This is a genomic window from Cryobacterium mannosilyticum (assembly GCF_004402705.1).
GTDB classification, from domain to species: domain Bacteria; phylum Actinomycetota; class Actinomycetes; order Actinomycetales; family Microbacteriaceae; genus Cryobacterium; species Cryobacterium mannosilyticum.
In genome coordinates, this window is record NZ_SOFM01000016.1 from 1 (window position 1) to 26,397 (window position 26,397).

General features: G+C 63.5%; 24 protein-coding genes and 1 tRNA gene. 9 read left to right on the forward strand and 16 right to left on the reverse strand.

Annotated elements, in window-relative coordinates; genetic code table 11:
• Positions 1 to 205: 205 nt before the first annotated feature.
• Entirely contained in the window at positions 206 to 733 is a 528-nt protein-coding gene (locus tag E3O32_RS05845) for a hypothetical protein (protein WP_134507594.1), read from the reverse strand.
• 127 nt (positions 734 to 860) lie between these two features.
• Between E3O32_RS05845 and E3O32_RS05850 the strand changes: the two genes are divergently transcribed.
• Together E3O32_RS05850 and E3O32_RS05855 are read left to right on the forward strand one after the other, a co-directional pair.
• Positions 861 to 1,400, forward strand: a complete 540-nt coding sequence (locus tag E3O32_RS05850) for a peptidylprolyl isomerase (protein ID WP_134507595.1) — start codon at positions 861 to 863, stop codon at positions 1,398 to 1,400.
• 156 nt (positions 1,401 to 1,556) lie between these two features.
• Positions 1,557 to 2,246, forward strand: coding sequence for a rhomboid family intramembrane serine protease (locus E3O32_RS05855; RefSeq protein ID WP_241974622.1), 690 nt, complete (start codon positions 1,557 to 1,559; stop codon positions 2,244 to 2,246).
• Positions 2,247 to 2,327: 81 nt separating this feature from the next.
• Here the strand turns inward: E3O32_RS05855 and E3O32_RS05860 are convergent, their stop codons facing one another.
• Positions 2,328 to 2,573: a cell division protein CrgA gene (locus tag E3O32_RS05860; protein ID WP_134507597.1), complete on the reverse strand. Its 246-nt coding sequence runs from the start codon at positions 2,571 to 2,573 to the stop codon at positions 2,328 to 2,330.
• A gap of 83 nt (positions 2,574 to 2,656) precedes the next feature.
• Between E3O32_RS05860 and E3O32_RS05865 the strand changes: the two genes are divergently transcribed.
• From E3O32_RS05865 to E3O32_RS05870, 3 genes are read left to right on the forward strand one after another with little or no spacing between them, the layout of a single operon-like run.
• Entirely contained in the window at positions 2,657 to 3,466 is an 810-nt protein-coding gene (locus tag E3O32_RS05865) for a class E sortase (protein WP_134507598.1), read from the forward strand.
• A gap of 8 nt (positions 3,467 to 3,474) precedes the next feature.
• A complete protein-coding gene (locus E3O32_RS17205) occupies positions 3,475 to 3,636 on the forward strand; it encodes a hypothetical protein (protein WP_166788730.1) in 162 nt (53 codons plus the stop codon).
• On the forward strand, positions 3,633 to 4,271 hold the full coding sequence (locus tag E3O32_RS05870; protein WP_134507599.1) for an anthranilate synthase component II: 639 nt from the start codon (positions 3,633 to 3,635) through the stop codon (positions 4,269 to 4,271). Before E3O32_RS17205 ends, E3O32_RS05870 begins: the two co-directional genes overlap by 4 nt.
• A 37-nt stretch (positions 4,272 to 4,308) precedes the next feature.
• Here E3O32_RS05870 and pknB read toward each other — a convergent pair whose 3' ends face one another.
• From pknB to E3O32_RS05905, 7 genes are all read right to left on the reverse strand, one after another.
• On the reverse strand, positions 4,309 to 6,006 hold the full coding sequence (gene pknB / locus E3O32_RS05875) for a Stk1 family PASTA domain-containing Ser/Thr kinase (RefSeq protein ID WP_134507600.1): 1,698 nt from the start codon (positions 6,004 to 6,006) through the stop codon (positions 4,309 to 4,311).
• Positions 6,007 to 6,081: 75 nt separating this feature from the next.
• A complete protein-coding gene (locus tag E3O32_RS05880) occupies positions 6,082 to 7,782 on the reverse strand; it encodes a protein kinase domain-containing protein (RefSeq protein ID WP_134507601.1) in 1,701 nt (566 codons plus the stop codon).
• Complete coding sequence (locus tag E3O32_RS05885; protein WP_134507602.1) at positions 7,779 to 9,230, reverse strand: peptidoglycan D,D-transpeptidase FtsI family protein; 1,452 nt, start codon at positions 9,228 to 9,230, stop codon at positions 7,779 to 7,781. Before E3O32_RS05885 ends, E3O32_RS05880 begins: the two co-directional genes overlap by 4 nt.
• Positions 9,231 to 10,643 (reverse strand): FtsW/RodA/SpoVE family cell cycle protein, encoded by a 1,413-nt coding sequence (locus E3O32_RS05890; protein WP_134507924.1) that lies wholly within the window; start codon positions 10,641 to 10,643, stop codon positions 9,231 to 9,233.
• Positions 10,627 to 11,856: a PP2C family protein-serine/threonine phosphatase gene (locus E3O32_RS05895; protein WP_134507603.1), complete on the reverse strand. Its 1,230-nt coding sequence runs from the start codon at positions 11,854 to 11,856 to the stop codon at positions 10,627 to 10,629. The genes E3O32_RS05890 and E3O32_RS05895 overlap by 17 nt, the downstream gene beginning before the upstream one ends.
• Before the next feature lie 4 nt (positions 11,857 to 11,860).
• Complete coding sequence (locus tag E3O32_RS05900) at positions 11,861 to 12,454, reverse strand: FHA domain-containing protein FhaB/FipA (protein ID WP_134507604.1); 594 nt, start codon at positions 12,452 to 12,454, stop codon at positions 11,861 to 11,863.
• The gene (locus tag E3O32_RS05905; protein ID WP_134507605.1) at positions 12,451 to 13,200 is read right to left on the reverse strand and encodes an FhaA domain-containing protein; all 750 of its coding nucleotides are present in this window, start codon (positions 13,198 to 13,200) and stop codon (positions 12,451 to 12,453) included. Before E3O32_RS05905 ends, E3O32_RS05900 begins: the two co-directional genes overlap by 4 nt.
• Positions 13,201 to 13,438: 238 nt before the next feature.
• On the opposite strand from E3O32_RS05905, the gene E3O32_RS05910 reads away from it, so the two are divergent.
• Positions 13,439 to 13,522 (forward strand) — tRNA-Leu (locus E3O32_RS05910).
• 504 nt (positions 13,523 to 14,026) lie between these two features.
• Complete coding sequence (locus E3O32_RS05915; RefSeq protein WP_134507606.1) at positions 14,027 to 15,325, forward strand: hypothetical protein; 1,299 nt, start codon at positions 14,027 to 14,029, stop codon at positions 15,323 to 15,325.
• Between the two features lie 152 nt (positions 15,326 to 15,477).
• Here E3O32_RS05915 and E3O32_RS05920 read toward each other — a convergent pair whose 3' ends face one another.
• The 7 genes from E3O32_RS05920 to E3O32_RS05950 form a co-directional block, all read right to left on the reverse strand.
• The gene (locus tag E3O32_RS05920; RefSeq protein WP_134507607.1) at positions 15,478 to 16,530 is read right to left on the reverse strand and encodes an SIS domain-containing protein; all 1,053 of its coding nucleotides are present in this window, start codon (positions 16,528 to 16,530) and stop codon (positions 15,478 to 15,480) included.
• Entirely contained in the window at positions 16,527 to 17,303 is a 777-nt protein-coding gene (locus E3O32_RS05925) for an ATP-binding cassette domain-containing protein (protein WP_134507608.1), read from the reverse strand. Before E3O32_RS05925 ends, E3O32_RS05920 begins: the two co-directional genes overlap by 4 nt.
• Positions 17,291 to 18,538, reverse strand: coding sequence for an alanine racemase (locus E3O32_RS05930; RefSeq protein ID WP_134507609.1), 1,248 nt, complete (start codon positions 18,536 to 18,538; stop codon positions 17,291 to 17,293). The genes E3O32_RS05925 and E3O32_RS05930 overlap by 13 nt, the downstream gene beginning before the upstream one ends.
• Positions 18,539 to 18,549: 11 nt before the next feature.
• The gene (locus tag E3O32_RS05935; RefSeq protein ID WP_134507610.1) at positions 18,550 to 19,524 is read right to left on the reverse strand and encodes an ABC transporter permease; all 975 of its coding nucleotides are present in this window, start codon (positions 19,522 to 19,524) and stop codon (positions 18,550 to 18,552) included.
• Entirely contained in the window at positions 19,521 to 20,474 is a 954-nt protein-coding gene (locus E3O32_RS05940) for an ROK family protein (RefSeq protein WP_134507611.1), read from the reverse strand. Before E3O32_RS05940 ends, E3O32_RS05935 begins: the two co-directional genes overlap by 4 nt.
• A gap of 93 nt (positions 20,475 to 20,567) precedes the next feature.
• Complete coding sequence (locus tag E3O32_RS05945; RefSeq protein WP_134507612.1) at positions 20,568 to 21,623, reverse strand: phosphotriesterase family protein; 1,056 nt, start codon at positions 21,621 to 21,623, stop codon at positions 20,568 to 20,570.
• 170 nt (positions 21,624 to 21,793) lie between these two features.
• Positions 21,794 to 22,927, reverse strand: coding sequence for a substrate-binding domain-containing protein (locus tag E3O32_RS05950; RefSeq protein WP_134507613.1), 1,134 nt, complete (start codon positions 22,925 to 22,927; stop codon positions 21,794 to 21,796).
• A gap of 212 nt (positions 22,928 to 23,139) precedes the next feature.
• Between E3O32_RS05950 and E3O32_RS05955 the strand changes: the two genes are divergently transcribed.
• Together E3O32_RS05955 and E3O32_RS05960 are read left to right on the forward strand one after the other, a co-directional pair.
• Positions 23,140 to 24,345: an ROK family transcriptional regulator gene (locus E3O32_RS05955; RefSeq protein WP_134507614.1), complete on the forward strand. Its 1,206-nt coding sequence runs from the start codon at positions 23,140 to 23,142 to the stop codon at positions 24,343 to 24,345.
• Between the two features lie 955 nt (positions 24,346 to 25,300).
• The gene (locus E3O32_RS05960; protein WP_241974628.1) at positions 25,301 to 26,119 is read left to right on the forward strand and encodes a hypothetical protein; all 819 of its coding nucleotides are present in this window, start codon (positions 25,301 to 25,303) and stop codon (positions 26,117 to 26,119) included.
• The last annotated feature ends 278 nt before the right edge of the window (positions 26,120 to 26,397 follow it).

Genomic DNA, 26,397 nt, shown 5'->3' on the forward strand with positions numbered 1-26,397 from the left:
TGCCTGTCTGAGTTGCTCTGCCGGTGAGTCCATGCCACGAAGATACCAAAACACGAACACAAATGTGAGCGTTTGTCACTACTTGTGGATAACTTATTCGAAGATTCATTCACGGGCCTCGACAGGCGCGACCAACAGCGGGTGATGACAAGAGGAGGGGCCCGCATCCGATGGATGCGGGCCCCTCCTGAAAAACCTCGGAGGACTAGTCCTCGACGGAGGTGGCTGCTGCGGGCTCGTCTTCGGCGACCCAGAGCTCGTCGTCTGCGCGGAACGTCTGCCAGACGGCGTAGGCGACTCCGAGAGCGGCTGCGAGGCCGACACCGATGGCGATGTAGCTGCCGGCGCTGAGGCCCTTCTTCTCGATGACGACGGGCTTCTGGAACCGCACCCGGTTGATCGCGGCGCGCACGCGCGCGTCACGCGCGACGTCGCCGACGCTCATCACGGTGCCGATCGCGGTGCCCAGGCCCGGGAGGACCTTTTCGACGACCTGATGGCGCACGCCCTCTGCCAGTTCCTGCGTGGCGTGCACGCTGGGGCGGAGGATGTTCTCGTAGCTCTCGCGCACCCGCGGAACAACTTCCTCGCGGGTGAGCACCCCGGCCTGGCGGCCGGCCTCGCGCGCAATCGCGTTTGCGCGCTCAAGCACTTCCTGCTGGTGGTTCCACAATTCGTCTGCGCTCTTGCGCAGCCGTGTCAGTTCCTTGCGGCGCTTGCGTGACAGGCTCATCTGGACCCTCCATCGATGTCATGTGGCTAACTCCCTCCATCTTGCCACGCAATCGACTGGGAGGGCTCTGGGTATCCCCTGTTGGGCAGTCAGATTGCGCCAATCCTGCTGTGCAAGAATTGTCTTCATGTCAAAGCACACTGCCGTCGCCACGCTCAATACCACCCTCGGGCCGATCAAGGTCAACCTCTTCGGCAATCACGCGCCGAAGACCGTCAAGAACTTCGTCGGTCTCGCGACCGGCGAGATCGAGTGGAAGCACCCCTCCACCGGTCAGGTTTCGAAGGCTCCCCTCTATGACGGGACCGTCTTCCACCGCATCATCAAGGACTTCATGATCCAGGCCGGCGACCCGCTCGGCCAGGGCACCGGCGGACCGGGCTACCAGTTCGACGATGAAATCAGCCCCGACCTCGACTTCACCCAGCCCTACGTGCTCGCCATGGCGAACGCGGGCATCCAGGGTGGTCGTGGTACCAATGGTTCGCAGTTCTTCATCACCGTCGTTCCGACCACCTGGCTCCAGGGCAAGCACACCATCTTCGGCGCAGTCGAAGACGAGGCCTCCCGCGCGATCGTCGAGAAGCTGGCCACGGTTCCCACCGACGGCCGTGACCGTCCCCTCACCGAGGTTGTCATCGAGAGCGTCACCGTCGAGCAGGTTTAGGCTCCATCACCCATGAGTGACCTGCCCGGTGCCGCCGCTAATTCCTGCTATCGGCATCCGGGCAGGCAGAGCTTCGTGCTCTGCCAACGCTGCGGCCGAACCATCTGCCCCGAATGTCAGACCCAGGCGGCGGTCGGCGTCATCTGCCCCGAATGCATGAAGGAGCAGCGAAAGAACGCCCCCCGCACCAAACCGGCCGTGCTGACCCGGCTCGGCGGAGCGGGCAGCCCCACCGTCACGTACGGCATCATCGGAGTCACGTTCGCCGTCTACGTGCTTCAGTTCCTGCTTGGTGACCGGGTCACGAGCTTCCTGCTCTACGCCGGCGCCTACTCCTACCCGGCCAATTTCGAGCCGTGGCGGATGCTCACCACCGCCCTTGTGCACGGCTCGATCCTGCACGTGGCCCTCAACATGTACACGCTGTGGATCTTCGGCCAGATCCTCGAGGGAATGCTCGGCCGTGGGCGCTACTTCGCTCTATACATCCTCAGCGGCCTGGCCGGCTCCCTGGGCGTGCTCTTCCTGGCCGACCCGGGCATACCGGTGGTTGGAGCCTCCGGGGCCATCTTCGGCCTGATGGGGGCGTTCCTCGTGATTCAGCGCCGACTGGGCGGCAATTCGACCCAGCTGCTGGTCCTGGTCGGCATCAACCTCGTAATCGGCTTCATCCCCGGGCTGGGCATCGCCTGGCAGGCGCATGTCGGCGGTTTGATCGGCGGAGCCGTCATCGGCTTGATCTACGTGCAGACCCGGCGGATCAGGGACCAGCGGCTGCAAACCACGCTGATCGTCGCCTTCGGAGCCCTGCTCGTGGCCCTCAGCTTCGCCAAATTCCTGGCCTAGGTGCCGATTCCGAAGTTATCCACAGGTGTTTCCACATGGGGATAATTACACCGGTGTAATTGCCACCCCTGAAGGGGGTGGTCAGCGCCAGCGGGTCGTCATCAGGAAGCCGACGAAGGCGACCCCGAAGCCGACCAGAATGTTCCACGAACCGAGCGAGGCGACCGGAAGGGTGCCCTGGCTCACGTAGAACACGATGATCCAGGCCAGCCCGATCAGCATGAAGCCGAACATGACCGGTTTGAACCATACGGCGTTGGGAGCTTCCTCGCCAGAGCGAACGACCTCGGTGCGGGCGGGCTTGGTGCGGGGATTCGTGCGTGCCATGCCTGCGATTCTAGCCTGTATGCCCGATTCCGCCTGCAGGCGGTCCGTCGGCGGCCTGCCGCGCGCCGATTAGAATCGAGACCATGCGCGACCGAGCCGATCTGCCCGCCACGGAGGAGACCCGCCGCGGGCGCCGGCGCCCCCGCCCGCGCGGCCGGACCGGCGTCGCCGGGGTCCTCGGGGAGTTGCTCATCACGGCGGGCGTCCTGGTGCTTCTGTTCCTCGGCTGGCAGCTGTGGTGGAACGACGCCGTCATGGCCGGGTCGCAATCAAGCGCCGCGGCGGAGATCAGCCGCACCTGGATCGAACAGGATCGCCTCGCCCGGGGCCACACGGCCGTGCCGACGCCGGAGCCGACCGGCTACGGCGTTCCGGTGGTGGCAGCGGCGCCGGGACCCGCTGATGCCTTCGCCGTGCTCTACGTCCCGCGTTTCGGCGCCGACTACCACCGTTCGATCGCCGAGGGGATCGGGCTGGACGTGCTCAACAGTCCGCAGCTCGGAATCGGGCACTACCCGGGCACCCAGATGCCCGGTGAGGTGGGCAACTTCGCCGTCGCCGCGCACCGGAGCGCCAACGGCGGCGGCATGCACCTGATCCATCAGTTGCAGCTCGGCGATCCCATCTATGTGCAGACCAGCGACGGTTTCTACACCTACCGATTCCGCGACCTCGAATACGTCTCCCCGGCCACCGTCGAGGTTCTCGACCCTGTGCCGCACCGCCCGGAGGCGCCCGCCGTGGACCGCATCATCACTCTGACGAGCTGCAACCCGTTCTACTCCACCGCCGAGCGCATCATCGCCTACGGCGTGTTCGAGTCCTGGCAGCCCACCTCGGCCGGCGCACCGGCCGAACTCGCCACCATCATCGCCGCCCAGGCACAGGGTTAGGAGACACCGTGTACGCAGCGCTCTGGCGGGTTCTCCCCGGTCCGGTCTGGCTTCGCATCCTGTTCGTGCTCGTCCTGCTGGCCGGCGTGCTCGTCATTCTTTCCACCTGGGTGTTCCCGTGGGTGGACTCGATCGTCAACAACCAGGAAGCCACGGTGGGAAGCCCATGACCCGCATACTCGTCATCGACAACTACGACAGTTTTGTCTACACCCTCAACGGGTACCTGCTGGAGTTGGGAGCCGAGACGGTGGTCCTGCGCAACGACGCGTTCGCGGGTGCGGACGCCGCCTCCCGGATCGCCGAATTCGACGGTGTGCTGCTGTCGCCAGGCCCGGGCAAGCCGGCGGACGCCGGAGTTTCGATCCCGATCGTGCGGGCGGCGCTGGAGTCCGGACTGCCCCTGTTCGGCGTCTGCCTCGGCCACCAGGCCATCGCGGAGGCCTTCGGTGCCACCGTGACCAACGCCGACGAGCTGATGCACGGTAAGACGAGCCTGATCACCCACGACGACAGCGCCTTCTACGAGGGCGTGCCCCAGCCGTTCACGGCCACCCGGTATCACTCTCTTGCCGTGGTCGACTCGACCGTACCGGACGACCTCGTCGTGTCGTCACGCACCCAGGGCGGCGTGATCATGGGACTCCGGCACGTCTCCGCGCCCATCCTCGGCGTACAGTTCCACCCGGAGTCGGTGCTGACCGAGGGTGGCTACCGGATGCTCGGCAACTGGCTGGCACTGGCCGGCCTGCCGGAGGCCAGGGAGACCGCGAAGGGTCTCACGCCCATGCTCAAGCTGAACTGACCGCTCAGCCGGTGGCCGGCCTGATGCGGAGGTCCGTTCAGCCGGAGCAGTAGGTCAGCGCAACCTCGGACTTCTGCGGAACGTCGCCGGGCGGCAAGGACTGCTTGGTCACGGGCGATCCAGGCTTCGAGGGGCAGCCGGGATCCGGGGTGGGCATCGGCACCAGCTGGACCTCCGCGCCGCCGAGCAGGTCGCTGGCTGCAACCAGGGACTGATCCACCAGGTCGGGCAGGGTGACGAGTCCGCTCGACACGATGAAGTTGACGGTGACGCCGGTCTTCTCCGCGCTCAGGGCCGGCGGGTCGGTGCTGAGAACCAGGTTCGCGCCGATGCTCGGGGAGTTCTCCTGGGTGACCGAACCTGGAACCAGGCCGAGGGCGGTGATGGCCGCCTGGGCATCCGCGATCGGCATGTTGGCGACATCCGGCACTTCGACCGGCTGGGCGCCCGTGGAGACGTAGACCTTGATCACGTCGGTCGGCTGGGCGATGGTGCCCGCCGGCGGGTCGGTGCGAGTGACCCGGTCCTTGGGGACCGTGGCGCTGGGCTCCTGGGCCATCGTCGCCGCGAGGTCGAGGTCGAGCAACTCGTTCTGGGCCTTGTCGTAGGTCTGCCCGGTGAGCGAGGGCACCTTGCGCGAGTTGTCGGGCAGGTCGCTGCTGGGAGTGAGGCTGAACGCCCAGATCATGACCGAGATGACGATGACGATGACGCTCAGGATGCCGGCCCACACCCAGATGACCGGGGGGCGGCGCTGGGTGCGCACCATGGTCTCGTCCTCGGAGAGCTGCTTGAGAGCGAGCTCGGAGCCGGACGCTGACGTCGGCGGCGCCCCGAACAGTCCGGCCCCGGACTCATCGAGGGTGCGGCGCACGGGAATCTGGCCGGAGCCGGCGGTCTCGACGTCGTTGCGGAATTCCACCGCGCTCTGGTACCGGGCGAACCGGTCCTTGGCCAGGGCGTGGAGCACGACCGTGTCGAGCGCCGGCGACACCTTGGCGTTGATCGAGCTGGGCTTGACCGGAGTTTCGCTCACGTGCTGGTACGCGACGGCGACGGGGCTGTCACCGCGGAACGGAGCGCGCCCGGCGAGCATCTCGAAGAGGACAACGCCGGTGGAGTACAGGTCGGTGCGGGCATCCACCGACTCTCCCTTGGCCTGCTCGGGAGAGAAATACGATGCGGTTCCGAGGATGGCGGTCGTCTGCGCGACCGTCGTCGACGAGTCGGAGATGGCGCGGGCGATGCCGAAGTCCATCACCTTGACCTGCCCGGTCTTGGTGATCATGATGTTGCCTGGCTTGATGTCGCGGTGCACGACGCCGGCCCGGTGGGAGTACTCGAGTGCGGTCAGGACACCGTCGATGATGCGAACGGCCTCCGCCGGGGCGAGCGGACCCTCGCGGATGATGTCCTTGAGCAGGCGGCCGTCGACGTATTCCATGACGATGAACGGGATCTGCGTTTCGCTGCCGCTCGAGTCGACGACCGTTTCTTCGCCGGCGTCGAAGACGCGCACGATGGTCGGGTGCGCCATCCGGGCGGCGGCCTGCGCCTCCTGGCGGAAACGGGTGCGGAACGCCGGGTCGGCGGCCAGCGACGATTTGAGCAGCTTGACGGCCACGGTGCGGCCGAGCCGGGAGTCGGTGCCGATGTGGACATCGGCCATGCCGCCACGCCCGATGAGTGCGCCCACGCGGTATCGACCAGCGAGCAGACGGCCTTCATCAGTCAAAGCATTACTCCCAGTTCGCGGACACAGATCCCAGCTACTTTACCGGAACACTCCCGGCACCGATGACGGCACCGATTACGGCACCGCGGTGACGGTGACGGCGGTCGACGACGGGGAGTACGGCGACGGGGTCCCTCCGCAGAGGTACCGGAACTTGACCGTGAACGTTCCGGATTCCGGACCGGTGGTCACTGTCGCCGTGGTCGCGTCCGGCCCGACGGCGGCGGGCGAGACGGCACCCTGGCCCTCCGCCAGCACTTCGTAGCCGGACAGGGCCTGCCCGCTCGGGCAGGACTGCGCGGTCCAGGTGACGGTCACGGGCTTGTTCTGAGCCGTGGCCGCTGGGGTTGCCGTGGGCGCCGTGGTGGGGGCGTCCGGGGTCACGGCGGGCGCATAGACCTTGACCGTGATCTTCTCGCCCTTGCGCACCGGCCCGGTGGGGTTCACCGAGTAGACGGTGTCTGCGACCTCTTCGGGCTTGGTGGAGGCGTTGCCCGTCTGCACATCCACGACGAAGCCCAGCCCGGCGAGCTTGTCGCGGGCCTCCGTGCTCGTCAGCCCGGCGTAGTCGGCCAGGGTCACCTCGACCGTGTTACTGGTCGGGGTGGGCGTTGGAGTGGGCGTGGGCGTGGCGGTTGCCTTGGGCGTCGCCTTCGGCGTCGAGGACGCCGAGGTGGTCGCCGCGGGGGTGGCGCCCTGCTGGGTGAAGAGGGCGATCAGGGTTCCGGTGAGCACGATGGCGAGCAGGGCGATCAATGCGATCAGCGGCCAGGTCCACGGGCTGCGCTTTTTCGTGGCTGCCGCGGCGGCGGCCGCTGTCGAGGCGCGCGTGGCCGGAGTCCCGGTGGGCAGCACCGTCGTCGCGGCCATGGCGCCGGCACCGGGCATGAGCATCGTCGCGGCGGTCGGTGTGACCCCGTTCATGATGGCGGGCACGGATGCCGCCGCTGCGGCGATGTCCCCGCGGCGCAGGGCTGCCGCGGCGCGGGAGAGGTGCGCGGCCGAGGCCGGGCGGTCGGCGGGGTTCTTGGCCAGGCAGGAGATGACCAGGTTGCGCACCGGTTCTGACACCGTCTCGGGCAGGTCAGGCGCGGTCTCGTTGATCTGGGCCATCGCGATGGCGACCTGGGACTCGCCCGTGAACGGACGGCGGCCGGCGAGGCTCTCGTACGCGACGATTCCGAGTGAGTAGATGTCGGTGGTGGGCGAGGCGGAGCGGCCGCTCGCCTGTTCGGGCGAGAGGTACTGCACGGTGCCCATGACCTGGCCGGTCGCGGTGAGCGGGACCTGGTCGGCGATGCGGGCGATTCCGAAGTCGGTGATCTTGACCCGGCCGTCGGGAGTGATCAGCAGGTTGCCCGGCTTGATGTCGCGGTGCACCAGTCCGGCGGCGTGCGCGGCGTGCAGCGCGGCTGCGGTCTGGGAAACGATGTCGAGCACCTTGTCGGTGGGCAGGACATGTTCGCGTTCGAGGATGGTCGACAGCGCCTCGCCCGGAACCAGCTCCATGACGAGGAACGCGCTGCCGTCTTCTTCTCCGTAGTCGAAGACGTTGGCGATGCCCTCGTGGTTGACGAGGGCGGCGTGGCGGGCCTCGGCGCGGAAACGCTCGAGGAAGCCCGGGTCACCCAGGTATTCGTCCTTGAGGATCTTGATGGCGACGGTGCGGCCGATCACGAGGTCGACGGACTGCCACACCTCTCCCATACCGCCGATGGCGATCCGGGATTGCAGTTCGTATCGTCCCCCGAAGGTGAGCCCTGCTGTGGGTCTCATTTATTCAGCACCGCCTCTAGTACCTGCTTTGCAATTGGTGCGGCAAGGAGATTGCCGTACCCCGTCTGGCCAAGTCCCCCGCCATCCTCGACGAGAACGGAGATTGCATATTTCGGATCCTCCGCGGGGGCGAATCCGGTAAACCACAAGGTGTAAGGATCATCGGCGGCATTCTCTGCCGTACCCGTTTTACCTGCCACGTTGACCCCATCTATTCTTGCATTGCTGGCGGCACCGTCCTGGACCCCATTCACCATCATCTGGGTGATCGTCGCGGCCGTTTCCGCGCTCATCACCCGTTTCAGGGTTCGGGGTTCGAAGGACTGAAGCGGGCTCAGGTTCGGCGCAAGAATCTGGTCGATCAGGTTCGGGGCCATTTCCACGCCACCGTTGGCGATTGTGGCCGAAACCATGGCCATCTGCAGCGGAGTGGCGCGCACGCTGGTCTGCCCGAACGCCGACAAGGCCAGTTGGGCGTCATCGAGTTCGAGCGGGTAGGCACTCTGGGACACATTCAACGGAATCGAATAATCCGTGTTGAATCCGAACTTCTCGGCCGTGTCGCGGATGGCCTTGTCGCCGAGCTGGAGTCCCAGTTCAGCCATGGGAATGTTGCAGGACAGGCGCAGCGCCGTGGCGATGGTGACGGTGTCTCCGCCGCCGCAGGTTCCGCCGCCCGAGTTGATCACAATCGAACTCGACCCAGGCAGCTGGAAGGTGCCCGGATTCGGGAAGGTGCTCTCGGGCGTGAACTTGCCGGATTCGAGGGCGGCGGTCACGACGACGAGCTTGAAGACGGAACCGGGCGGGTTGAGCGCGTTGATCGCCCGGTCGATCAGGGGGTTGGACGTGTCGCTGACCAGCGACTCGTAGCTGTCGGTGACCTTCTGGTTGTCGTGCACGGTGAGCAGGTTCGGGTCGTACCCGGGCTTGGAGACCATGGCGAGGATGCGGCCGGTCTTCGGCTCTGTCACGACCACCGACCCGGTGAGGTCGCCCAGGGCATCCCAGGCGGCCTGTTGCAGGGCGGGGTCGATGGTGACCTCCACCGAGGCGCCCTTGGCGTTCTGGCCGGTGATGAGCGAGTTGATCTTGTCGAAGAACTGCGCGTTGGACGTGCCGCTGAGCTCGCCGTTGAGTGCGTGCTCCAGCCCCGTCGGCGAACCGTTGATCGGAATGAAGCCGGTGATCGGCGCGTAGAGCGGCCCGTTGCTGTAGGTGCGCTGGAACTTGTAGTCGTCGGCGACGGGCATCGACTGGGCGATCGGGTTGCCGGCCACGAGGATGGCCCCCCGTTCGACGGAATAGCTGTCGTAGAGCGTGCGGGTGTTGCGGGCGTCCGCGGTGAGGCTGTCGGCCTGGAAGACCTGGATGATGGTGGTCGAGGTGAGGAGGGCGACGAACATGAGCATCACGACGATGCTCACGCGCTTGAGTTCGCGATTCACTTAAATCACCAGCCTGGGTTGGTTGCGCAGAGTGTCGGACAGGCGCAGCAGCAGGGCGGCGATGATCCAGTTCGCCACAAGCGACGAACCACCTGCGGCGAGGAATGGTGTGGTGAGGCCGGTGAGGGGGATCACCCGGGTGACGCCGCCGATCACGATGAAGCACTGGAGGGCGACGACGAAGGAAAGACCGACCCCGAGCAGTTTGCCGAAGTCGTCGTTGCCGGCGAAGCCGATCCGGAAACCACGGGCGACGAAGAGCAGGTACAAGGCCAGGATGGCGAACAGTCCGGCCAGGCCGAGTTCCTCGCCGAGGCTGGCGATGATGTAGTCGCTCTGCGGCACCGGCGTGATGTCCGGACGGCCCTGGCCGAGCCCGGTTCCGATCAGGCCGCCCTTGGCGAGGCCGAAGAGGCCCTGGACCAGCTGGTAGCTGCCGCCGTTGGCTCCGTAGACATCCGGGTTGAGCGCGTCCAGCCAGTTGGTGAACCGGCCGTTGACGTATTCGAGGGTCTGGCTGGCGATCACGGCGCCGCCGAGGAACAGCGTCATGCCGAGGAGCACCCAGCTGAGCCGGCCGGTCGCGAGGTACAGCATGACCAGGAACAGGCCGAAGTAGAGCAGCGCGGTACCGAGGTCGCGCTGGAAGATGATGACCGACATCGACAGCGCCCAGACCACCAGGATGGGGCCGAGGTCGCGCAGGCGCGGGAATCGCATGCCGAGGAATCGCTTGCCGACCATCGACAGGCTGTCGCGGTTACGCACGAGGTAGCCGGCGAAGAACACGGCGAGGGCGATCTTGGCGATCTCGCCCGGCTGGAAGGTGGCGAACGAGCCGATCCCGATCCAGACCCGGGCGCCGCTGACCTCCCGGCCCAGGCCCGGCACCAGTGGAAGGAGCAGGAGGACGACGGCGATGAAACCGGCGACGTAGGTGTAACGGAACAGCACCCGGTGGTTGCGGATGATGAGCAGGACGGCGATCGCACAGGCGATGGCGAGGGCGCTCCACACCGTCTGGCGCACGGCGGAGCTGTCCCAGCCGGCGTCGCCGTTGGCGATGTCGATGCGGTAGATCATGGCGATGCCGATGCCGTTGAGCAGGGAGGCGATCGGCAGGATGAACGGGTCGGCGTCGCGGGCGACGAGACGCAGCACCACGTGCATGCACAGCACGAGCACGGACAGGCCCGCACCGAGCAGCACGAGGGTGGTGTCGACGTGACCGAGGGCGCCGAGCTGCACGAGCACCACGGCGGCCGCGTTGATTCCGCAGGCGATGAGCAGCAGGAACAACTCGAGGTTGCGCAGCTTCTGCGGGAGATGGAGACGGCGCACACGGACCGGTTTGGCGCCCTGCGGGCGCTGGGCGGCATCCGTCGCCGTGCCGCGGCTATTTGAGGGTGGCATCATGGAGCCGTTCGACGATGAGTTTCGCGTCTTCCAGGGAGGTCGCGCTGATGGTTTGCTGCACCTGCTGGCGGTCGAACACCCGCAGCTCGGACACTTTCAGGCTGGTGTCCTCGTAGACCGACGACAGTGCGATCGGGCCGAGATCCTGCTGCACACCCTGGAAGATGGCGACGTTGCTGCCTTCCACCCCGACGAAGTAGCGAGTCTGGGTCCACTGGTAGCCGAGGAATGCGGCGCCGACGATGCCCATGACAAGCAGGATGATGCCCATCAGCCAGGTGATCTTGCGCCGGCGGGCGCGGCGCTCGTCTTCCTCGATCAGCTCGGAAAGGTAGTCCTGCGAGTCAGGTTCGAAGTGGGTCTCCCGCACCGGGTGCAGGCGCAGGCTGGACATCCGCAGGGCGCGGCTGCGGCTCGGCTCCTCCCCGAAGGCGAGGGGGGCGGCAGCGGAGCCGACCACGGTGGGAACGTCGACGCGCTCGTCGGGGGCGCCGATGTCGACGACGACGATGGTGACGTTGTCCGGCGCCCCGCCGTCAAGGCTCTCCTTGACCAGGCGGTCCGCCACGCCCTGGGCGTCGAGGTCGGTGGAGAGGGCCGCGGCGATGGCGGTGTTCGAGACCACCCCGCTCAGCCCGTCGGAGCAGATCAGCCAGCGGTCGCCGGGGAGGGTGGCCAGGATCGACGTGTCGATTTCCGGCGACGACTCCACGTCGCCGAGCACCCTCATGAGCACGGACCGGCGCGGATGCACCATGGCCTCCTGCTCGGTGATGCGGCCGCTGTCGACGAGACGCTGCACGAAGGTGTGGTCGACGGTGATCTGGGAGAGCTCGCCGTCGCGGAGCAGGTAGATGCGGGAGTCGCCGATGTGGGCGATCGCGACCTCTCCCTCGAGCACGACGAGGGCGCTGACAGTGGTGCCCATGCCGGTGAGCTCGGTGTGCTCGAACACGGTCTCGGCCAACTGAGAGTTCGCGGCGATGAGGGCGGCCTGCAGGGCGAACTCGGCGTCCTGCGGGGTTCGGTAGGGCTGGTCGGCCTCGATGATGCGCTTGGTGGCGATCGCCGAGGCGACGTCGCCGCCGGCGTGCCCGCCCATTCCGTCGGCGACCATGAACAGCTGGCGGCCGGAATACCCGGAGTCCTGGTTGTTGGACCGAATCTTTCCAACGTGGGACGCGGCCGCGCTGTGACTGACTGTCGCCATGCAGCTACCGCCGAAGCTCGAAGCTGGTAGCGCCGATCTTGACGGGCGTGTCGAGGGGAACCGGTGTCGGCACGGCGAGGCGCGAGCCGTTCAGGAAGGTGCCGTTGGTCGAATCCAGGTCCTGGATCATCCACTCTTCGTTCCAGAGCATCAGCCGGGCGTGGTGGGTGGACGTGTAGTCGTCTCGGATGACAAGGCTCGAGTCTCCCGACCGGCCGATCGTGACCGAGTCGGAGGTGAGCGGGAACTCCGTGCCCGACTTCGGACCGGACGTGATGACCAGGCGGGTCGCGTTCTTCGCGGTGGCCCGTTCCGGTCCGGAACGTGCCGGGGGAGCGGCCGGACGGGCGGTCAGCTGCTCGGTCAGGGCCGTGGCAGAGGCGGCGGCCGGCGGCAGGGTGGCGGCGGGAACCGGGGTCGGCACGGCGGCCGCGAAAGCGAGGGGCGGGGCGGATGCCGCGGCATCCTGCTGCTGTTTGCGCACCCGCTGGCCGAACAGGTCGCTGCGCAGCGCGTAGACGATGCCGAAGATGAACAGCCACAGCACCAGCAGGAAGCCGAGGCGCAGCACAAGCAGCGTTAACTCGCTGACGCTCATGCGGAGGGCCCCCAGAATCCGCCCATGTCGTGGCGTTCGGCGGGCGATTCGTGGCGGCGGTCGGCAATGGGCTCGCCGGCGGCGGCCTGGGCGATGACCCGGAAGACGATGCGGGTGCGACCGATGGTGACGACCGAGTCCGGTTCGAGGATGGCCTGTTTGACGGGGGACCCGTTGAGCTGGGAGCCGTTGGTGGAGCCGAGGTCGCGCACCTGGGCGCGCGAGCCGTCCCAGAGGATCTCGACGTGGCGGCGGGAGGTGCCGGTGTCGTCGACGGTGATGTCGGCGTCGCTGCCGCGGCCGATGACGGTGTGGGACTTGGTGAGCGGGTAGCGCTTGCCATTCACGTCGACCACCGGGGTCCAGGTGACGCTGCCCTTGATCGTGCTGGAGTCGATCTGCACCATGCCCTCGCTGAGGCCGCGGTCGTCGGACAGGGCGATCGACACGCCGCCGGCGAACTGGTAGCGCTGTTCGCGACCGTGCTGCTGGACCAGCTCGGTGAGCTCGTCGATGAGGGTCGGGCCGAGGTTGGTCATGCGCTGGTAATCCGCGTGGCTCGTCCGAACGACGAAGCGATTGGGCGCGAGGATGCGATCGCGGGACACGACCGCTGCTTTTGTGTCGAGCTCGCGGCGCAGTGCGGAGGTGATCTCCACGGGCTGCAGCCCCGACCTGAAGGTCTTGGCGAATGCACCGTTGACGGCGCGCTCCAAGCCTTTTTCAAAGTTATCCAGAATGCCCACAGGTCTCCCGATCCGATCCTTTCGGCTATCTGCATGTTACTTGCCTGAAGTGTTAACTCGCCCGCCAGGCAATTGGGGGCACGGTTTGTCATCCTACGGGAGGGTGCCCAGATCACCCGTTTCTCCGATCGAGTCGGGCGTTTGGCCTGCCGGGTCGCTGTGGTGGCACGGGCTCAAACCGGCCCACACCGCCTCGAATGGCGCATGGCCCCCAGAAAGTGCTAATCTTCCTAAGTTCGCGCGAGTGGCGGAATTGGCAGACGCGCTGGCTTCAGGTGCCAGTGTTCGAAAGGACGTGGGGGTTCAAGTCCCCCCTCGCGCACAGCGGGTGTTTCAGGAAATCCAGGAATGGTTTTCATGAAATCCAAGCGAACAGGCCGGCTGGGCAGAAATGCTCAGCCGGCCTTCTGTTTTTAATGATTCTGGACGCGTTCGGCAGCCGTATCGGCGCTGAATGGTCGGGCTTCCGGGCGTTAAACGCCCAAGGTACTTGAAAGACTCCGGTGGCATGTGCCCAAGGCCGCCGATTACGCGCGACCTGGTTTCGGGTGAAACGAGGGACGCAACTGCCGGTTGCTTTGTCTGTCGGGCGTTAGGGAATCGATCCAGGCGCGGCGGCCTGTTTGCTGACGGGGTCATTTTGGACGCGATCTAAACTGACGAGGTGTCGTGTGACACAGGGGGCGGCAGAGAAATGAACTTTCACGGGCGAGGCTGCGACGCGGACGTAACGGATAGTGGACTAGCCATTCGGGCCACAAGCGGTGCGGAGCGATTAACACTTGGTGTATCCGTCCTGGTGATCGGGTTCCAGGATCTCGTTGGATTGGCATTCGCAGAGCCAACGATTCTGACTGTCGGGTCCATCCAATTTCAAACCAGCCTGGGCCGCGTAAGTGTCAGATTCCGTAATGACCAGTTGCAGGATGCGCGGGTGTTCTTCGATGCCGTGAGGAGACGTGCCCCGCAAGATGTGCGCAACACAGTGCACGGGAAGTACCAGGGCCACCGTCGGGAGGACCAGCCCTCAATGGCGAGGCCCGAGGAGGTGGAAGCACATGGTGGAGAAGAGTTGGACCTCGGGGAGACGAGCCTCCTCGAGGATCTCCGAAACGCACGCGGTGTTAGCGAGAAGTCCACAGCGCCGGTTGAAGCAGCGCAGGAAAGCGATGCGGTGCACGAGTTGTCAGAGGGTCAGAGGCGGCGGCTCCTCACTCAATTTCTGCAAGAACTGCACTCGTTGCAGTTCGCCACGGCAGCCAAGGAGAAGGCCACTGCGACCGTGTCCCTCGGGATTCTTCCCGAGAAGCAGCATGCGCACGGTCAGTTCGTTACTCCAAGCCGGCCAATCGTGGCCATTCCCCTTCGCATCAAGGGTTTGTTCGGGAGCGCAGAACTCGATGCGAACGACCTGACGCTTCGTGCCGGGCGCGACTTGCGAGTACTGCCATTGACGGCATTGAGCGGGGCTGTGTTCGAGCCGGCAGCGGGAATGCGCTCGGGATATCTCCGCGTTGATCTTGTTGCGAGCTGGGTGGCCCCGGCAAAGCCTGCGAAAGACATCAACACGATTCAATTCTCTGGTAGTGCCTCGAACATCGAATGGCAGTCCTTTGCGTTCAGGGTCAAGGCTGCGATTGCAGGGGCCGTTCCGAAGAGATCACTTGCGATTTTCTCTCATCATGCTGGCAGCGGATGGGTTGACTCCGCAGGGCTGCGGAAGCCTGATCCCTCCATCGCGATTGAGGAGGTTGCGGGGCGAACTCCGGGAAATCGGCTGACTACTTGGGCCGAGAGACTTCCGTCGAGGTTTTGCGGTCTGGAAATCAGTGGAGACACCATTAGCTATCGCGGTCAGGTTCAGACAATTCGCGGGGCACACGCGTTTGTGGACGCGGTTGGCGGCCTCGAACGTAGGATCTCGCCCACGCGCGTCGCGGCGGCCGTGATGTTAGGAATGGATGTCAGAATCTTTGGCGACAAGTCGAAGAAGACCGTTGACACTCGGGGACTGTGCATGACCGTAAACGGCGAGTTGTATTCCTGGGCAGTGGTCGTAGGTGCAAATCGAGGCATGGAAGCTAGGACTTTTGCCGCCAAAATCAACACGGCATCGAAGCACTGACCACCAGCATCGGGGCACCGTGGTCGACCTGCGATCACTGCCGGCGCTTGTCTACTTGTGGTGTGAGCGAGCGAAGCAGAGATGTTTTTTCCCTATCTCGACTCGATATCGTCGGCTAAAGACTCTGAGTGCAGCTTCAGAGTTGCAGCGCCTTAGCGAGTTTGCGTTACCTTCAGGAGTCCGGCGGGTCGGTCGGGATCCAACCCGTGCAGGGCAGCGAGCTCAAGGGCCAACAGTTGCAGCGGGATAATTTCCAGGAGCGGGATAAGCGCAGTGTCGAGGCCGGGGTAGTTGAGTGCGGAATACTCGTCAGGGCCGATGAAGAGGGGACTCCCATCTAGTCCTTCAACATCGCCGACGAGTGATTCTACTGATTCTCGGCCGCCGGGGCTTGAGGTGAGAAATATGACGGGGGTGCCTGCCACGATCTGGCCCAAGGGTCCATGCTTTGCATCGGCTGCGCTCCAACCGGAAGCCGCAATGCGGTTTGTCTCCATTAGTTTGAGAGCTCCCTCTTTCGCTGTCGACATTGAGTAGCCGCGCCCAACGATGAGTACTCGATCATGGCCAAGGATCGATGTTGCCAACGAGGCTACGAGGGGAATGCTCTCGTCCATCAGCGTCTTGGCGGCCTCTGCCGCAGCTTCTATTCGCTGGCAGATCGTGAGCCAGGTGATCCCAGACGACAGCATGATCGTGGCATAGAGAGCGAGCAGTTCTGCTGTGTACGTTTTCGTGGCGGCCACTGAGAGTTCTGGGCCAGCCGACAGAGCGACGTGCACATCGCTCAGCTTCGCCAACGAACTCGATTTGTCGTTTGTGAGTCCGATCACGGGAACGCCTGCGTGTTGTGTCGCCTGCACGGTCTCGAGGAGGTCAGGAGATTCCCCTGATTGAGATACGGCGAGCATCACAGAATTCGGAAATCTGAGCTGGGTTCCGAATGCAGTCACTGTGCTCGGTGTGGCGAGGAGGGCAGGGATTCCCAGCATGTTGTGGGCGAGGTATTGGCCGAACATTGCCGCGTGGTCGCTGGAGCCTCGGGCAGCGAAGATGAGGAGATCGGGACTCGTGAGAACTATGAGCTGGGCCGCGGCCGCGATCTGTTCGCGTTGTCTGGCGATGAGGTCGAGCCACCGGTCAGGCTGTTCTGCAATTTCGGAACGCATGTGGCTCCCCGCGGTCGTGTTCAGGGAACCGCTCATGAGGCGAGTCCTGTGATCATCGCGACCAGTTCATTGTGTGTTGTGTCGGCGATGCGCTTGACTGCTACCTGGGTTCCCCGGCGCAGAACCGCGACCCGGTCAGCGAGCCTGAACACTTGGTCCATGTTGTGGCTGACGATGAGGACGGCGGCCCCGCGGTCACGGAGTTTGGAGATGAGGGCTTCGACTTTGGCGGTCTCGGCAACCCCCAGGGCCGCGGTCGGTTCATCCATGAGTACCAGCCCACCAGCCCAATGAGTGGCTCGACAGATCGCGACGGCCTGGCGTTGCCCGCCTGACAAGTCGCTGAGAGTGGCTTTTGCGGAGGGGATGCGCACGTCGAGCGCGTCCACGAGTTCCTGCGTCACTCTGGCCATCTTCTTGCGATCAAGCACCTTGAGGGGTGACGTGGTGAGCTCCCGGCCGAGGAACATGTTCATGTAGACGGGCTGATCTTCGACCAGCGCCAAGTCCTGATAGACCACTTCGACGCCTTTAGCTCGCGCGTCCGAAGCGTCACGGAAATTGACGCGTTCGCCGTTGAGCCAGATCTCACCGTCGCTGGGCTGGTAGAGACCGGAGATGATCTTCACCAGGGTAGATTTCCCGGCGCCGTTGTCGCCGACCAGGGCCACGATTTCTCCGGCTCGCACCTCAAGGTCAAAGCGTTTGACGGCGACAACGCCGCCGAAGTTCTTGTGAATACTTACCAGGCGGAGAGCTGGTGAGTCTGATTGTGTGTGGGAGGCTGGCGTCGAAATCAAGGTGTCCATGGGAGTGTCCTGTTTTCTTGGTTGGCTCTGGAGAGGGATGGGGAGAGGGGCGCGGACCCGTCAGAAGACCAGATACCTTCAACGTGGGGGTGCCCGGTAGAGATTCCGGAGATTGCGGCGGTGAGCGCGCGTGAGACGAATACTTGTGGGCGGAAGCCGAAGATCACAGTGTCTCCGACGCTAACGCCGTGATTGTGGCTCAGGGGGATGGAGGCGTAGTAGTCAATTGATCCGGGGGCAGGCATGTCGACGCGGAGTTTGATCGCGTCGCTGGTGCTGGTCGCCGTCGGGGGGACGATGAGCGCCTCTGTTCGACTGTCGCCGAGCACAGGGTCGACGTAGAGACCTCCACCGAAGACGTAGGCCGATCCATTCCAGAGATGCGACACTTCACTCACGTAGGCGATCGCGGGCTCTTCGATGAGATCCTGAACAGCGTGCAACGGAGTGGTGCCGGTGAGTCCGTGTCCGGGTTCGACCTGGGTCGCCCCATCTGCCGCCAGACTCTCCAGGATCGACACTGAGGTCGTCCCAGGTGCATTGATCTCGATGTCGACGCGCCCGGCGGCAAGGAGACGATTCCTCGCTTCGGTGAGTGTTCGGCGATTCGGCGTTGCCTTCGCTGTGGCACTGACCGGATCGAAGAGAGTGGCGGGAAACGTCGTAAGGCCGGCGAATCGCACGCCCGGGATGGTGTCGATTCGTTTCGCCGCCGCGACAATGTCGTCGAGGGCGAATCCTCCCTCGTGCCCCGTGTAGAACTGATCTCCGACGTCGACGACACGGAGGAGTACGTCCTGGATTCGCCCTTGGTTGAGCGCGGCGGCTCCCGCCTCACGCGCTTTGGTCTCGTTGAACACGGTCCAGTAGAGCGGTTCCAACGATGCGGCCACGGCGGCCTGGTGGCGGGGAATCTGGACGAGATGGCCCAGATGGCCCACTCGTAACCCGCCGGTGGTCGCCGCAATGGCGCATTCGAGGTCGACACCGACGGCGTGGGTCAGGCCGGACTGGACGAGCGCCTGGGAGACATCCGGGTTTCGTCCGATTTGTTTGGTCATGGCAAACGCTCTGAGCCCAAGCCGAGTCGCTTCGTTCACGAACGCAGACGCGTTTTTCTTGACGGCATCGAGGTCGATCGCGTAAGTGTTCGTGGGTAAGTCGCCGAGGGCGTGGAGCATCGCGGCGGCGTCCAGAAGTGCCGCGTTTCGCCGTTGAAGCAGGCTGAGGAACATGTTCAGTTCTCCTAGCTCTTCTTGCCGCGAAGTGAGAACGACACCGCGATGAGGATGATGACGCCGCGCACGATCATCTGCTGAGAAACGTTGAGTCCGGCGAGGATGAGCCCGTTGTTGATCATGCTCATCAGGAGGCTGCCGATCAGCGCACCGACTACGGTTCCTTTCCCACCAAACAGGCTTGTTCCCCCGACGATGACTGCGGCGATCACCGTCATGAGGTCTGTCTCACCGAGTGTGTAGCGGGCGCCCTGCAACCGTCCTGCGTAGAGCAAGCCGGCGAGTGCTGCCATCGTGGCGCTGCCCATGAAGACCATCAGGCGAACTCGATTGACCCGAATCCCACTTACCCGGGCGGCGGACGGGTTGTTGCCGACAGCCAGAACGTGTGCGCCGTATCGTCTCTGTCGCAGTAAGTGCCAGCCCACCAGGGCTACCGTGGCAGTCCACCACAGCATGATGGGCAGGCCAAGGAAAGTTCCGCCGCCGAAGAGCCAGACGAAGGCACTGTCCGTCACCGGCACAGATTGCAGCTCGGTGATTTGACGTGCGAGTCCTGCAACCAACCCCATTGTCGCGAGAGTGACGAGGAAAGACGGAAGTCGGACCCAGGTCACGAAGATCCCATTGATGAGACCCACCACTGCGCCGATGGCTAGGCCTGCCGGAGCTGCGAGCCACCATTGGCCCGTTGATTGCAGGACGACCGCCGACGTCAGCGCTGAGAGGGCGACGACCGAGCCGATCGAGAGGTCGATTTCTCCGGTGCTCAGTACGAAGACCATCCCGATCGCCATGATCGTGATCGGTGTCGCCTGAATGATGATGTTGAACAGATTGGTTGTGGTGAGGAAATACTGAGTTTGCGTGCTGGCGAAGAAGACGAAGACAAGAATGAAGCCAATGTAGACGACGTAGTTGCTCCAGTTCACCCTCCGGATCCGGGCGGCGGGGGCGAGCCTTTCCGGTGTTGTGGTGCTCATCGTGGTTGTCCTTCCAGTGAGGGGAGTGCTGCGTCTAGTGCCAGTCGAACCGCACCGGCAATGGGAGCGCGGTGTCCAAGTTCGCTTGACCTGATATCGAGAGAGTGCGCGCCAAGGCGGGTTAGCCACGATTGGATGGGCGGAAGAAGATCGGCTCTGCTGCCAATGCCCCCGCCGAGGACGAAGACTTCAGGGTCGAGGACGGCTCGCACTGCAACGATGGCGGTAGCAAGCCACTTCGCCTCGTGGTCCACGGCGGCTACCGCATGTGGTTCGCCGTGAGCTGCTCTTGCGAATATCTCCTGGGCGGAGAGGGAGTGACCCGTCGAAGCGTGGTAGGTCTTGGCCAGTGCATCTCCTGCGACGGCCTCTTCTAAGGGGCCTCGCACATGATTCGACAGAACTAGCTCGTCTGAGCCAAATGGGAGGAAGCCGATTTCGCCGGCGGAGCTTCGGGCCCCGCGCACGAGCTGGCCATTGGCCACGATTCCCATACCGATTCCGGTTCCCACCGAGATGAAGACGAAGTTGGAGGTGTTCAGACCTACTCCGTGGTGGAGTTCCCCGATAGCTGCGACATTGACATCGTTTTCCAGGATCACCGGGTGTCCCAGGCGCCGGATCAGGCCTTGGGCGAACGGTTTGTTGTCAAGTGCGGTGAGATTGGGTGCAAGATCGAAGCTGCTGCCCGCCTGGTTGGGTACACCGGCTCCGCCGATACCCGTGGCAGCGACCTGGTCGAGCCGTGCGCCGATGGTTTCACATAGATCTGCGACGAGGTCCACGATTTGATCGACAAGGTCAATTCCATTCGTGTTGGTAAGGATCTTCTTGTCGGCGACGATATCGCCCGAGAGGGTTGCGATGCCCCCTCGGATTTTTGTTCCACCGAGGTCTATGCCGATGACGAAGATGTCATCGGGACGAGCCGTGAAGTCGTTATCCGGCATGATTCATCAGTTCTTCCGTGTCCCGGACGAAACTCGTTCGTCTAGGAGCCGTTCGTGTTTGGTGTTCTGGACGCGGGCGTGGGTGTGAGCGGGTCATGCTTCGCTCCGGGTGAGAAGGCGAAGCGGATTGTCCCGAAGCATGGCGTCGAGATCGGTCGAGCTCACTCCCATTTCCTGAGCCATCGGTACGAAAACAGCTCCCAGGTAGGCGTAGCCCCAATCGCCGTGCGTTTTGTCGTTGAGGTAGACCTCGGCGCCCGTAAGGTCTTGGGAGAGCAGGATCTGGTCCACATACCCTCGATCCACCAGCTCGCTCAGGCGCGTGGCACGGCTGCTATCGGCGCGGTAGTAGGCGCGCTTGGTGAACTCTCCCTCAGGCCGTGTTTTGGGGGGCGGTTCGAGGACAAAATCCCAGAACTGCTTGCCGATCGTGTCGAACGCGATGTTTGCTCCGCTGTCGAGAACCTTGAGGATGTAGTCCAGATCGGGCTGAATATCCATGTGGCCAATGACTACGCGGCTCAAGTCGGCGCCTTCGGTCTGCAGAATTGTGACCTGTTCCATGGCCATGGTGCCGTGGGTGGTGTGAGTGACAAGTGCTACTCCGGTCGCGTTGTGAGCCCGGGCCGCCGCGCGCAGGCACTTTTCTTCATGCGGAGTTATTTCGTTAAGACCGGTCGCTTGCTCGCCTAGAATCCCTGCCCGGATTGACGTTTGGCCGATCCCGTCGGTGACGTCACGTGTGAAACGCTCCGTCATCTCGACCAGGGTGCTTTCCACCGCCCAACCGGGACTGTACGGCTCAAGGTAGACGGAGGAACCAGCGATGATGTGCAAGTCGGAGCGTCGAGACACGTCCTGCAGGATCGTAAGATTCTCCCCCCAGGCTGAACGACCGACAACGCTATATGGGCTCAAATCGACAACCGTGTTAAAGCCGAGGGCTTTGATGCCGCTGAGCGCTGTCACCGCCCATGCCGCCTGGTCGTCGTAGTCAGACTTGGCTGCGGCGGCTGATGTTGGGTCAGAGTTGCGGCCGCCCGACAGCCACTGTCCATTTATAAGGGACGTGAGGTGTTCATGGTGCAGGATCTTTTCGATGGAGGCTGGGTCCACCGGTCCGAGCACGGTCTGAACGAACTCTGCCATATGTGGTGCGCTCCTTGATATTGGGATTCTGAAGAGATTACGGTTCTGGCCGGGGAAGCACGGAGGTCAACGTTGTCGGCCCTGCTGCCGGGCGCGGTGTTTGGGCGCGAGGTGGCGATGCCTGCGTGCCGGCCGCCTCATCGGAGGAGGCGGCCGGCTTCAGTTCGGGCCTAGCCGGTTACGCTTGCCGGCGGTTTCGTTCCGTAATCTTCTTTCCAACCGGCGTCGAGTGTGGATTTGGTAATAGTGCTGGGAGTAACAGCGATGAGCGGGGGTGCCGTCTTGTTGAGGGCGCCGTAGGCGGCCGCCGTGGCCAGACCTTTTCCGAGCGCCACGGAGCCGTTGCCGACGAGACCGACAATGTTGCCGTCGCGCATCATGTCCGCGGCGAGGGTTGCATCGAGGTCATTGGTCACAACCTTGATATCGGTGCGTCCTGCGTCACGAAGTGCGGCGAGAACCCCCTGTGCGGCGGTTGCCCAGGCAACGTAGATGCCCTTGATGTTTGGGTTGCGGGCGATCATGGCTGCGGCGATCGCCTGAGTGGCGGCTTCGTCAGTGAAGCCTTCTTCGGCGACGATCTTCTCGTCCGGGTATTCAAAGGCCGTCCAGTCTTTGAATGCCTTGTCGCGCTGATTCGTGAACCAGAAGTCGGCGTCGTGATACATGTATCCGATTTCGCCCTTGCCACCTAGCGCTTTGCCAAGCAACTCAGCATTGAACTTGCCCGCCTGCGTGAGAGAAACGGTGACTATAGACACGAAGTCCTTGCCGGCCTTGTAGCCTTTCGGCGGCGTTGTCATGATGACGAGTTTCGTGCCTTTGTCGAGGGCCGGCTGGAATGCCGCTGCCGCGGATGTCGGGTCGACGGCCGTGGTAACAATGATGTCGGGGTGGAGAGCGAGCACGGTTTCCAAGTTGTTCGCTTGGGTTGCTGCGTCGAAGTTGGCTTGCGTGCTCGCAACGACCTTGATGCCGAGCCGTTCGAACTCGGCGCGAGCTCCCCGTTCAACGGCAGTCACGAATTCCGACGTTGTGTGCCACACAAACGCAGCCGTGAACTTGCCGGCTGCAACCTTTGACTTATCGGAGTCGCTCAGCGCGAGTTCGTCGAGCGTTCCGGGAACCTCTCCGTTTGGACCGGTGAACGAGAGCGAGGGTTCTGCGGACGCAGCCTGTGACGGTTTGGCCCCGGTCGTGGCCTGACCTGCGGCGCTGCAGCCGGAGAGAAACAGTGCCGCGCACAATGCACCAGCGACGATCAGTCGCTTTCTGTCGCGGGATCGAGAGAATGAAGTGTTCATGGGCGTCATTGCCTTTCAACGTGTGGTGGGGAGGTCAGTAGTGCGGCTGGTGAGGAAACTTCCAGCAGGAAGTAGGACACACTTTACTTTCACCTTGCAACCAAAAGCAATACCTTTCCCAATAATTTTTCAGTTTCGCCTGGACCGCGGCCAGTCAGCCTCCGGATCGGGTAGGTTTCATCTCACGGTGCAGATAATTGTGAGGCAGGGGCATGGTCCAAGACACTAAAGAGATCAACCGGGCAACGGTGATAACGGAGCTCCTTCGGTCACGGCCGACGAGTCGTGGTCAGATTGCCCAGGTCACGGGCATCTCCGCCGCGACCGTGTCGCGGGCAGTGGATCAGCTCATCTCGGAGGGTCTCGTCCGCGAAGTGTCGGCGTTGGTCTCGGAAAGCCGGGGCAGACGGCCCGTGCTGCTGGATTTGGAGGCAGATACCGCGCATGTTGTGGGCGTGGATCTGGGGGCTTCCAATACTCGCTTTGCCATCGTTGACCTGCTGGGCAGCACGGTCGTCGAACGCGAGATACGAACGCCCGCCGACTTCTCCCCAGCCAAACTGGGGGAGTGGGTCGTCGCTGAAGTTCGAGAAGCTGCTGGCGATATGTGGAATCGAATCCAGTTCTCCAGTGTTGGGCTCCCGGGCGCCGTGAGTCAGGACGATGGTTCGGTGTCCAATGCGTCTAACCTCGCCCAAGTGGAAGACCGGCGTTTTCTCGATGCACTGGAATCAAGCTTCGGCATACCCGTCGAAATCGATAATGACGTCAACTACGCCCTTCTTGGGGAGCAACATTTTGGGGTCGCAAGCCAATATCCAACCGCCGCGATGCTCACACTCGGCGCCGGCCTAGGAGCAGGCCTGGCGATTGAAGGAACGATCCTTCATGGGCGGCGTGGGCTCGTTGGAGAATTCGGTCACCTACCCATCGGACCGCTGGGTACGCGGCTGGAACACCTGGTCACGGGCCCGGGAATCTTACGCAAAGCAGCAGAGGCGGGAGTCACCCTGGCGGACCCTGCGGAACTGTTCGTGTCCGATCCATCGAACGCGATCACCACGCTCCGGGGCAACTTCGACCACGCTCTGCTCATCGTCCTGACCGCAATCACTGTCAGCTGCGAACCCGAGATTATCGTTTTGGGCGGAGGAATAGCCAAGTCACTTGCATCCAGCCTCACCCGGTACGAGGATGCCTTGCGACAGAATCTTCACTCAAGCCCAAAGCTGGTTCTCCCCGGCCTGGGTGATATGTCTGGCGCTGTTGGCGCCGCGGTCTCGGGGCTACACCGGGCATACCGTGAGCTTGGAGTGTCACCCGATGCGCTGACTTCGTTGCCCGTGGTTACGCCTTCCCTGGTGACTCGAGATCAACCTGCAGTTATGAGTGCCGGGCTGGAATCTGTTCCCAGCTGAAGACCCTCGACGACCACGCGTTGGCCGGGTGGCATCCGCTCGACGACCTCGGCCTGTCGATTAGCGGCTCTGGGGCTCGCAGGCTGACTCAGCCTGCAACCGTCTTTCGAGGCGGATTGTGGATGAACCCGACCGTGTGCCGTTATCGTCCTCGACGAATGAGGCGTTGTACCGGCCCGTAATCTGCGGGTATTCCTTCGGCTCGCGCACCGCTGACCCAGCCTGCGCCGAGCGATCGCATGCAGATTATCGACCATGAACTTCGCCGCTGAGGCTGAGGCCAGGCTCAGCCGGGTACGCGGCTGCGAACTCGCCATCGACTGAAAGGTGACTGACATCGTCCAGCAGAATCCAGGGGAGAGCGGGCTGATGGTGGATCACGGCGGAACGGTGATCAGGGGAGCCCTATTATTTATGCAAATTCTGCAATAGATGCATTACTACTGGCGGGTGCGCTCGAGCAACCCGCGAGAGCCGCTGTCCTAGCCGTTCCGATAATAATGAGCCCCGTGACGAATTTGGTCATAGTTCCCCCTAGAACGAGTCGTGCGGCGGCAGACGGCTTCGCATGCATGCACGGGGTGTTCGACTTGCCTTAATCTGACCCTAGCGTGCGGCTAAGACGCGTGATGCGGGGCCGCAGTCTGAATGATTGCTTGACTTTTTCTATGAACCCCCAATGAGAGGCACATCCCAGTCCGAAACGCCAACGGACGGCGAGTCTGGGACACTCACTCTGCTAGTTTTCGGGCATGGCGGAAGCGTTTCCCCGGGGGAGGGGGTCTCTTGATGCGCCCGCGAGGATGGCTAATTTCAACGTCTGATTGGAATCGCCGGACCCCCAAGTTGTCACATACATCATCACGTCGACTCCTTGTTGAGGCGGCTTTGAAAGGTAATCATGAGCATTGATCCGCACACGACCGAATCCGCTCCAGTTTCACCGGAGCCCTCCATGCAGGACACAACCCAGACGCCCCCAGCGCCGCCGGCAAAGGTCAAGAAGCCGTTGAACGTCATCGGACTCATCGCCCTCATCACAGCGGCGCTCGGGTTCATCTTCGCCTGCATCCCCGGTGCACTCATCATCGGCTGGATACTCCTGCCGATCGCATTCGTGCTGGCTCTCGTTTCTCTGTTCCTCAAGGACAGGGCCAAATGGATGAGCATCACCGCCCTGATCGTCTCGATCGTGGGAACGATTGTCGGGGTCAGCGTGTTTCTTGCCGTCGTCGCGACGTCGGTCGACGACGCCTTCGGCAGCGGCACCACTACGGTCGTCAAACCGTCTGACGGCGCAGGTGTCGATGATGGAGCAGCGAAGGAAGAGCCGGCCGCCGAAGCAGGAACCCGCAAGAACCCTTACCCGATCGGCTCGGTCATCGAGTCCAAAGACTGGCGGGTCGTGATCAACTCCGTCACCCTCGCCGCTACAGACGCCGTTCTCGCTGGCAACCAGTTCAATGAGTCACCGACCGAGGGGTCGGAGTACATCCTTGTGAACTACTCCGTTACCTACATCGGCGCCGATCCTGACGGGGACATGCCCGCCTTCGTGACGGTCGAATATGTCACGGCAGATGGCACGACCGTCAACGGGCTTGACAAATTCGTCACCGCACCGGCGCCCATCGACACCATGAGTACGCTCTACACAGATGGCACCGCCACAGGCGATGTCGCCATTGAGGTTCCGACTGCCACCGCTGGCCAGGGTGTCCTCGCCGTCGTTCCGGGCCTGCTCACGGACAAGGTGTTCGTCGCCGTTCAGTAGTTCAGACAGGAAAGCGCGATTCACACCATGGTCCGCCGTCAAAGCCATGGGCGAATCCTTGGATTGCGTACCCTGCTGGAATGGAATCGCTCATAGCTTGGAATGGCCCTTTTCCAGAGCCGCCAGCTTCCGCGCCATGATTGGGCTGCAGCAATAAGCTGAAACACCCACAGCGGGTTGCTAAATAGGTTGAATCTATTTGCGAAACCCAGTCGGACGAGAAAGGCCCCCGGGAAACCGGGGGCCTTTCGTCATTCCCGGGGGAATGTGAAGGTGGA

Coding starts and splice junctions, on each gene's coding strand:
- E3O32_RS05935 (WP_134507610.1), bottom strand. CDS start 19,524: ATGAGCACCACAACACCGGAAAGGCTCGCCCCCGCCGCCCGGATCCGG.
- E3O32_RS05865 (WP_134507598.1), top strand. CDS start 2,657: ATGCGCGACCGAGCCGATCTGCCCGCCACGGAGGAGACCCGCCGCGGG.
- E3O32_RS05940 (WP_134507611.1), bottom strand. CDS start 20,474: ATGCCGGATAACGACTTCACGGCTCGTCCCGATGACATCTTCGTCATC.
- E3O32_RS05845 (WP_134507594.1), bottom strand. CDS start 733: ATGAGCCTGTCACGCAAGCGCCGCAAGGAACTGACACGGCTGCGCAAG.
- E3O32_RS05855 (WP_241974622.1), top strand. CDS start 1,557: ATGAAGGAGCAGCGAAAGAACGCCCCCCGCACCAAACCGGCCGTGCTG.
- E3O32_RS05925 (WP_134507608.1), bottom strand. CDS start 17,303: ATGGACACCTTGATTTCGACGCCAGCCTCCCACACACAATCAGACTCA.
- E3O32_RS05960 (WP_241974628.1), top strand. CDS start 25,301: ATGCAGGACACAACCCAGACGCCCCCAGCGCCGCCGGCAAAGGTCAAG.
- E3O32_RS05920 (WP_134507607.1), bottom strand. CDS start 16,530: ATGAGCGGTTCCCTGAACACGACCGCGGGGAGCCACATGCGTTCCGAA.
- E3O32_RS05945 (WP_134507612.1), bottom strand. CDS start 21,623: ATGGCAGAGTTCGTTCAGACCGTGCTCGGACCGGTGGACCCAGCCTCC.
- E3O32_RS05850 (WP_134507595.1), top strand. CDS start 861: ATGTCAAAGCACACTGCCGTCGCCACGCTCAATACCACCCTCGGGCCG.
- E3O32_RS05890 (WP_134507924.1), bottom strand. CDS start 10,643: ATGCCACCCTCAAATAGCCGCGGCACGGCGACGGATGCCGCCCAGCGC.
- E3O32_RS05950 (WP_134507613.1), bottom strand. CDS start 22,927: ATGAACACTTCATTCTCTCGATCCCGCGACAGAAAGCGACTGATCGTC.
- E3O32_RS05895 (WP_134507603.1), bottom strand. CDS start 11,856: ATGGCGACAGTCAGTCACAGCGCGGCCGCGTCCCACGTTGGAAAGATT.
- E3O32_RS05880 (WP_134507601.1), bottom strand. CDS start 7,782: ATGAGACCCACAGCAGGGCTCACCTTCGGGGGACGATACGAACTGCAA.
- E3O32_RS05860 (WP_134507597.1), bottom strand. CDS start 2,573: ATGGCACGCACGAATCCCCGCACCAAGCCCGCCCGCACCGAGGTCGTT.
- E3O32_RS05955 (WP_134507614.1), top strand. CDS start 23,140: ATGGTCCAAGACACTAAAGAGATCAACCGGGCAACGGTGATAACGGAG.
- E3O32_RS05900 (WP_134507604.1), bottom strand. CDS start 12,454: ATGAGCGTCAGCGAGTTAACGCTGCTTGTGCTGCGCCTCGGCTTCCTG.
- E3O32_RS05930 (WP_134507609.1), bottom strand. CDS start 18,538: ATGTTCCTCAGCCTGCTTCAACGGCGAAACGCGGCACTTCTGGACGCC.
- E3O32_RS05870 (WP_134507599.1), top strand. CDS start 3,633: ATGACCCGCATACTCGTCATCGACAACTACGACAGTTTTGTCTACACC.